This window comes from Burkholderia aenigmatica (assembly GCF_902499175.1).
Taxonomy (GTDB): Bacteria; Pseudomonadota; Gammaproteobacteria; order Burkholderiales; family Burkholderiaceae; genus Burkholderia; species Burkholderia aenigmatica.
In genome coordinates this window covers 57,169-64,077 of record NZ_CABVQC010000055.1, presented here as the reverse complement: position 1 = coordinate 64,077, position 6,909 = coordinate 57,169, and the positions used below count along the sequence as shown (strand labels likewise).

The following is a 6,909-nucleotide window of genomic DNA, read 5'->3' as shown; positions in this document are numbered from 1 at the left end:
GTCGCGGCCGCGTAGTGCGCGCCGGCCTGGTAGGCCGCGACGGCGCCGACTGCGGCGAGGCCGCGCGCGACGGGCAGCAGCCGGCTCATCGGCGGTCTCCGCGCACACGGCGCGGGTACCCGTCACCGGCGGCCGGGCGGCAGCGGACGGACGGGCGAACCGGAACGGAGCGGAAGGACGGGCGCGGCATGACTGGCGACATCGGGAAGATCGTGGCCGGACGCAGTGGTCGGGCCGTCAAACATCATATGAATGGCGGCCGGGACGCGAGTCCGGGCCGGTGGTCGGGCACGCTCATTTTAGGGCCGCGGCACCGCGTGTTCGGGGCGGGCGCGAACGGGTTTTGTAACCGATTGTATGGCGCAGGACGAACGGTTTCGCGGGGTCGGTCCATTTCCATCCAAAGCGGCTCAAGCGTCTGGTGCATTCGGGTCCCGAGACCGACCGCGGCGCCGGCTCGCCAGTCTGTAACCATTGGCGGTATACGGCCCGATACCCGTTCGTCTAGAATCCGCGTAACTTTTACAAACGATCCCCAAATAAAGCAGGCGGGGAAGCCGGCAGACGCCGGAGGGACGGAGATTCGCACGCGCCGGGCGTGCATGGCGATTGCCGTTTCCGGGCACCTTCCGCTGCCACGGGCCGCCTGCCCGCACGCATGATGAACGCACTGGAACAAGAGCTCGCCACGCTGATCATCGGCGAACTGAATCTCGAAGACGTCCCGCTCGAAACAGTGACGGCCGAGACCCCGCTGTATGGCGAGGGTTTCGGGCTCGATTCCATCGACATCCTGGAAATCGCACTGCTGATCTCGAAGAAATACGGCTTCGAGCTGCGTTCGGACAATCCGGACAACCAGAAGATCTTTGCGGCGCTCGGTGCACTGGCTGCGTACGTCGCCGCGCACCGCACGAAGTGACGGCGTCGCGCACGGGCGCGACGCGCAGATGATGACGGCACGCGGCAGCAATCGGCAGACGATACGCGGCCGCGTCGATCGAGGTGGAACGCGATGAACGGAGCAATTCGATGCGGGCGCTCGTGACGGGCGGCAGCGGCGCGCTCGGGCAGGCAATCTGCACGGCGCTCGCGCAGGCCGGCCATGAAGTGTGGGTGCACGCGAACCGCCATCTCGCGCAGGCGGAGGCGATCGCGCAGCAGATCGTCGCGGCCGGCGGCACCGCGCACGCAATCGCGTTCGACGTGACCGACGCCGATGCAACGCTCGCCGCGCTGAAGCCGTTCATCGACGATGCGCCGGTGCAGATCCTCGTCAACAACGCGGGCATTCACGACGATGCGCCGATGGCCGGCATGTCGCACCGGCAGTGGCACAGCGTGATCGACGTGACGCTCAACGGCTTCTTCAACGTCACGCAGCCGCTGCTGTTGCCGATGATCCGCACGCGGCGCGGCCGGATCGTCAACATCGCGTCGGTGGCCGGCGTGACCGGCAATCGCGGGCAGGTCAATTACGCGGCCGCGAAGGCGGGGCTGATCGGCGCGACGAAGTCGCTGTCGCTGGAACTCGCGTCGCGCGGCATCACCGTGAACGCGGTGGCGCCCGGCATCATCGAATCGCCGATGGCCGAACAGGCGTTTCCCGCCGAACGCATCAAACAGCTCGTGCCCGCGCAGCGCGCGGGGCGGCCCGACGAAGTCGCGGCGATGGTCGCGTACCTGGTGTCCGACGCCGCGGCCTATGTGACGGGGCAGGTGCTGTCCGTCAACGGCGGGCTGGCCTGACGAAGCGCGCAGCGTCGGCGTGACGTAACGCAACGCGGCGCAGCCGCGAGGTTGCGCGGCTTGCGCCGCCTAGTGAGGAAATCGAAGTGTCCGTGCATCCAGTCGACGCCGAACGGCGTCCGTGTTCCCTGTCGTCCGCCGCCGCGCCCGTTGCGCGCGGGCAGACGGCGGCCGGGTCGGCCGCATCGCGATCGGGCGCGCCGCTCGCGCACGACGGCGACCGCGCGCTGCGGCTCGTCCGGATGAGCCATGCGCGGCTCGCCGCGTTGCTGCACGATGCGCGCAGCCATGGCGACGGATTCGACCGCGCGTTTCCTGGTGCATTGGGTGCGGTGTGTATTGGTGCGGCCGGCCTGCAGGACGAATCGAACGCGGACGCGGCGGCACGGCTGCTGGCCGATGTCGTGCCCGACCTGCCCGTCGCGCCGGTGCCGATGGCGCTGCTCGGCGCAGGCATCGCGCCGGACGACGCCGTTTGCGAAATCTGGCAATGCGATGCGCGCGACCTGCGCAGCGAACGGCGCGGCGCGCTGCACTATCGCTACAGCGAAACGGCGGGCCTCGTGTTCGGCAGCATCGTCGTGCACGAGACGAGCGGAACGCACGAAACGCACGAAACGCACGAAACGCACGAAACGCACGAAACGCACGAAACGCACGAAACGCACGAAACGCACGAAGGCGGCACGCCGCTCGAACGCGCGACGCATGCTGCGTACCGTGCGCTGTTCGACGTGCTCGATTCGCTCGGCATGCCGCATCCGCTGCGCATCTGGAATACCGTGCCGGCGATCAACGCGGTGCAGTTCGGGATCGAGCGCTATCGTCAGTTCAATATCGGCCGCCAGCACGCGTTCGACGCGTGCCGCCGCGCGCTGACGGGCGGCGTGCCGGCCGCATGTGCGCTCGGTTCGGTCGTGCCGGTCGCGGGTGACGCATCGCCGGCCGCGCCGCTTGCGATCCATTTCCTCGCGAGCCGCACGCCGGCCGATCCGGTCGAGAACCCGCGCCAGGTCAGCGCATATCACTATCCGGCACAGTACGGCCCGCGTGCGCCGACGTTCGCGCGCGCCGCCGCATGGACGGAGGGCGACGCCGCGCCGGTGCTGTTCGTGTCGGGCACCGCGAGCATCGTCGGGCACCGCACCGTGCATCACGGCGATGTCGTCGCGCAAACGCGCGAGACGGTCGCGAACCTCGCAGCCGTGCTCGAGCAGGCCGCGCGCCAGGGGCACGGCCCGTTCTCGCTCGCCGACCTGAGCTATCGCGTCTACGTGCGCGACGCCGGCGATGCCGCGGCGCTGGCCGCGATCGAGCGCGTGCTGCGCGAGGCGGCCGGCCCCGGTGTACGGCCGCTGATTGTCCATGCGGACGTGTGCCGCGACGACCTGCTGGTCGAGATCGAGGCCAGCGCGGGTCATGAGGAGGCGTGGCTGTCATGAAGCGAGAAAACCTCACGATCGAACAACCTGCCCCGCACGCGGGCGACGTCGACGAAGCCTGCCGACGGTCGCCGGCAAGTCATAAACTTTTGTCAGGATCCCTGTCTTCGCAATCGGCCGTTTCCATGTCCAAGCTGCACGCCTCGTCCACCCATCTCGTCCTGATTCCGAGCTACAACCCGGGCGCCAAGGTCGACACGACCGTGCGCAATGCCCGCGCGCAGTGGAATCCGGTGTGGGTCGTCGTCGACGGCAGCACCGACGGCAGCGCCGAACGGCTGCAGGCCATGGCCGAGCGCGACCCGGGGCTGCGCGTGATCGTGCTGCCCGAGAACCGCGGCAAGGGCGCCGCGGTGCTGGCCGGGCTCGACGCGGCGGCCGCGAGCGGCTTCACGCATGTGTTGACGATGGATTCCGACGGCCAGCATCCGGCCGACCTGATTCCCGCGTTCATGACCGCGTCGCAGGCCGCGCCCGACGCGATGGTGCTGGGCGTGCCGAAGTTCGACGCGAGCGCGCCGCAGTTGCGTGTGCAGGGGCGCCGGCTGTCGAACGCATGGGCCGACCTCGAGACGCTGTGGGCCGGGATCGGCGATTCGCTGTACGGGTTTCGCGTGTATCCGGTCGCGCCGCTTGCCGCGATCATGCGCCGCCAGCCGTGGATGCGCGGCTTCGACTTCGATCCCGAGGCGGCCGTGCGGCTGTGCTGGGCCGGCGTGCGGCCGATTCGCATCGACGCGCCGGTGCGCTATTTCGGCCGGCACGAGGGCGGCGTCTCGCATTTCCATTACGGCCGCGACAACGCGCTGCTCGCATGGATGCACCTGCGCCTGTTCACCGGCTTCGTGGTGCGGCTGCCGATGCTGGTGGCGCGGCGGCTGATGCGTCGCCGCGACCAGACGGCCTGAAAAGCCCCGGTTTCCATGCCGATCGTCGCCCGGGCGCGGCGATTGCACCGTTTTTAGTTGTCAATTCCGCGCCGGAACGCTGCTTCGTTCCAGTCCGATGAGTAATGAACGTGTCATCGGATGTAAACATCTGGTAATTTTCTGCCGGATTATGCAAAATCGCCGCTCCCAAATACAACTATCGAGGGATCCGGGATGCAACTCAAGAAAGCGGTGGCAGCGTGTGGCGTGGCGTTTCTGTTGAGCGCGTGTGGCGGGATTCAGAGCCTTGACGCGAACAGCCTGACGTCGGCGGGGACGAGCCTGTACAAGGCAGCGACGCTGTCGGATGCCGACATCGCCGCACTGTCGAACGACTCGTGCAAGGCGAGCGATGCCGAATCGAAGGTCGCGCCGGCGAACAGCGCGTACTCGAAGCGCCTGACGAATGTGATGAAGGGCTTCGGCAACATGACGCTGAACAACCAGAAGATCAACTACAAGGTCTACATGACCAAGGACATCAACGCGTGGGCGATGGGCAACGGCTGCGTGCGCGTGTACAGCGGCCTGATGGACTTGATGACCGACGACGAGCTGCGTGGCGTGATCGGCCATGAAATGGGCCACGTCGCCCTCGGCCACTCGAAGAAGGCGATGCAGACGGCCTACGCGGTCAGCGCGGCGCGCACCGCGGCCGGCGCGGCTTCGCCGGGCGTGGCGGCGCTGACGAGCTCGCAGCTCGGCGACATCACCGAGAAGTTCATCAACGCGCAGTTCTCGCAGTCGCAGGAAAGCGCGGCCGACGACTACTCGTTCGACCTGCTCAAGCAGAAGGGCATGAACCAGAAGGGTCTGGTCACGTCGTTCCAGAAGCTCGCGAAGCTGGACGGCGGCAAGAGCTCGATGATGGATTCGCACCCGTCGTCGGCGAGCCGCGCGCAGCACATCGAGGATCGCATCGCGAAGGGCAGCTGATCGCGCAACGGGTCGCCTGCCGAAGCGGGCGATCCAGCGGCGAAATGAAAAACCCCACGCTTTTCCCGGCGTGGGGTTTTGTTTTGGGGCGTGCGCCGCTTACGGCACCATGCCCGGCAGCAGGTACGCCTGCGTGAGCGTGATCAACCCGACGATCACCGCGAACAGCAGGCTGTGCCGCACTGTGAAGCGGAACAGCTCCGACTCCTTGCCGACGAGGCCCGTCGCCGCGCAGGCGACCGCGATCGACTGCGGCGAGATCATCTTCGCGGTCACGCCGCCCGTCGTGTTCGCGGCCACCGCGAGCGTCTCGGGTACGCCGAGCTGATGGGCCGTGGCCTGCTGCAGCGAGCAGAACAGCGCATTCGACGACGTATCCGAGCCCGTCAGGAACACGCCGAGCCAGCCGAGGAACGGCGAGAAGAACGGGAACGCGGCGCCGGTCGCGGTCAGCATCAGCGCGAGCGTCGACGACATCCCCGAATAGTTCGCGACGAATGCGAATGCGAGCACGAGGCCGATCGACAGGATCGGGCGCGTCAGCTCCTTCAGCGTCTCGCCGAACGTGACGAGCGCGTCGCGCGGCTTCATCCGCAGCAGCGCCATCGAGATCAGCGCGGTCACGAGGATCGCGCTGCCCACCGCCGACACGAGATCGATCTTCAGCACCGCCTCGAGCGCCTTCGGCGTCGCCGCGATCGGCGCGGTCTTCACGACGAGCTGGTCGAGCCCTGCGACATGGAATTTCAGCACGGTCGACGCGAGCGCGCCGTGCGCGGCGAACAGCGCCTTGAACGGCGCGATGCTCCATACGGTGACGACGGCCGTCAGGATCAGGAACGGCGACCACGCGCGCACGGTCTGCGCGAGCGTGTACGGGGAGGTCTGCCGGCTCGTGCCGGAGCCGTTGCGCGTGCCGGAGCCGTTGCGCGTGCCCGCGCCGCCGAAGCCCGCGAGCGCGGCGCCGCCACCCGACGCGACGAGGCCGCCGGCCGGCTGCTTCGCGGTGCGCGGCTGCCAGACCTTCAGGAACGCGGCGAGCGCGACGAGGCTGACGAGCGACGACGTGATGTCCGGCAGCTCGGGCCCGATGTGGTTCGACGTGAAGTATTGCGTCACCGCGAAGCTGCCGCCCGCGACGAGCGCGGCCGGCCACGTCTGCCGCACGCCGCGCAGCCCGTCCATCATGAACACGAGCCAGAACGGCACCGCAAGCGACAGCAGCGGCAGCTGGCGGCCGGCCATTGCGCCGATATGGAGCGGATCGATACCCGTCACCTGCCCGGCGACGATGATCGGGATGCCCATCGCGCCGAACGCGACCGGCGCAGTGTTTGCAATGAGACACAGTCCTGCCGCGTGCAGCGGCTTGAAGCCGAGGCCGACGAGCAGCGCGGCCGTGATCGCGACGGGCGCACCGAAACCGGCCGCGCCTTCGAGGAATGCGCCGAATGAGAAGCCGATCAGCAGCATCTGCAGGCGCTGGTCGTCGGTGATCGACAGCACGGATGCGCGAATGATGTCGAACTGGCCGGTCTTCACGACGATCTTGTACAGGAACACGGCCGCGACGATGATCCACGCGATCGGCCACAGGCCGTACGCGAAGCCGAAGCCGGCCGCCGCGAGCGCCTGTGGCACGGGCATGCCGTACGCGAGGATCGCGACGCCGAGCGACAGCAGCAGCGTGATCGCCGCGGCGATGTGGCCCTTGAGCCGCAGCGCGGCCAGCGCGACGAAAAAGAAGATGATCGGGATTGCGGCGACGAGCGCCGACAGCCCGAGGCTGCCGAGCGGCGTATAGATCTGGTGCCAAACCTGCATGGGTGTCTCCTCCATTTGTATCTGTATCT

The 6,909-nt window shown here is 68.0% G+C and carries 6 protein-coding genes; 5 read left to right on the top strand and 1 reads right to left on the bottom strand.

The annotated features are described in order from the left end of the window. The first annotated feature begins 661 nt into the window (after positions 1 to 661). The 5 genes from BDO18943_RS30885 (at position 662) to loiP (ending at position 5,056) form a co-directional block, all read left to right on the top strand. Positions 662 to 922, top strand: coding sequence for a phosphopantetheine-binding protein (locus tag BDO18943_RS30885; RefSeq protein WP_175025258.1), 261 nt, complete (start codon positions 662 to 664; stop codon positions 920 to 922). 110 nt (positions 923 to 1,032) lie between these two features. Further along, the gene (fabG, locus tag BDO18943_RS30880) at positions 1,033 to 1,749 is read left to right on the top strand and encodes a 3-oxoacyl-ACP reductase FabG (RefSeq protein ID WP_175025257.1); all 717 of its coding nucleotides are present in this window, start codon (positions 1,033 to 1,035) and stop codon (positions 1,747 to 1,749) included. Between the two features lie 86 nt (positions 1,750 to 1,835). After that, positions 1,836 to 3,191 carry a chorismate transformation enzyme, FkbO/Hyg5 family gene (locus tag BDO18943_RS30875; RefSeq protein ID WP_175025256.1) on the top strand — a complete coding sequence of 452 codons (1,356 nt, stop codon included), beginning with the start codon at positions 1,836 to 1,838 and terminating at the stop codon, positions 3,189 to 3,191. Positions 3,192 to 3,316: 125 nt separating this feature from the next. After that, positions 3,317 to 4,099 (top strand): glycosyltransferase family 2 protein, encoded by a 783-nt coding sequence (locus tag BDO18943_RS30870; protein WP_175025255.1) that lies wholly within the window; start codon positions 3,317 to 3,319, stop codon positions 4,097 to 4,099. 195 nt (positions 4,100 to 4,294) lie between these two features. After that, complete coding sequence (loiP, locus tag BDO18943_RS30865; protein ID WP_175025254.1) at positions 4,295 to 5,056, top strand: metalloprotease LoiP; 762 nt, start codon at positions 4,295 to 4,297, stop codon at positions 5,054 to 5,056. A gap of 99 nt (positions 5,057 to 5,155) precedes the next feature. Here the strand turns inward: loiP and BDO18943_RS30860 are convergent, their stop codons facing one another. Next, a complete protein-coding gene (locus tag BDO18943_RS30860; protein ID WP_175025253.1) occupies positions 5,156 to 6,880 on the bottom strand; it encodes a lactate permease LctP family transporter in 1,725 nt (574 codons plus the stop codon). Positions 6,881 to 6,909 lie beyond the last annotated feature (29 nt).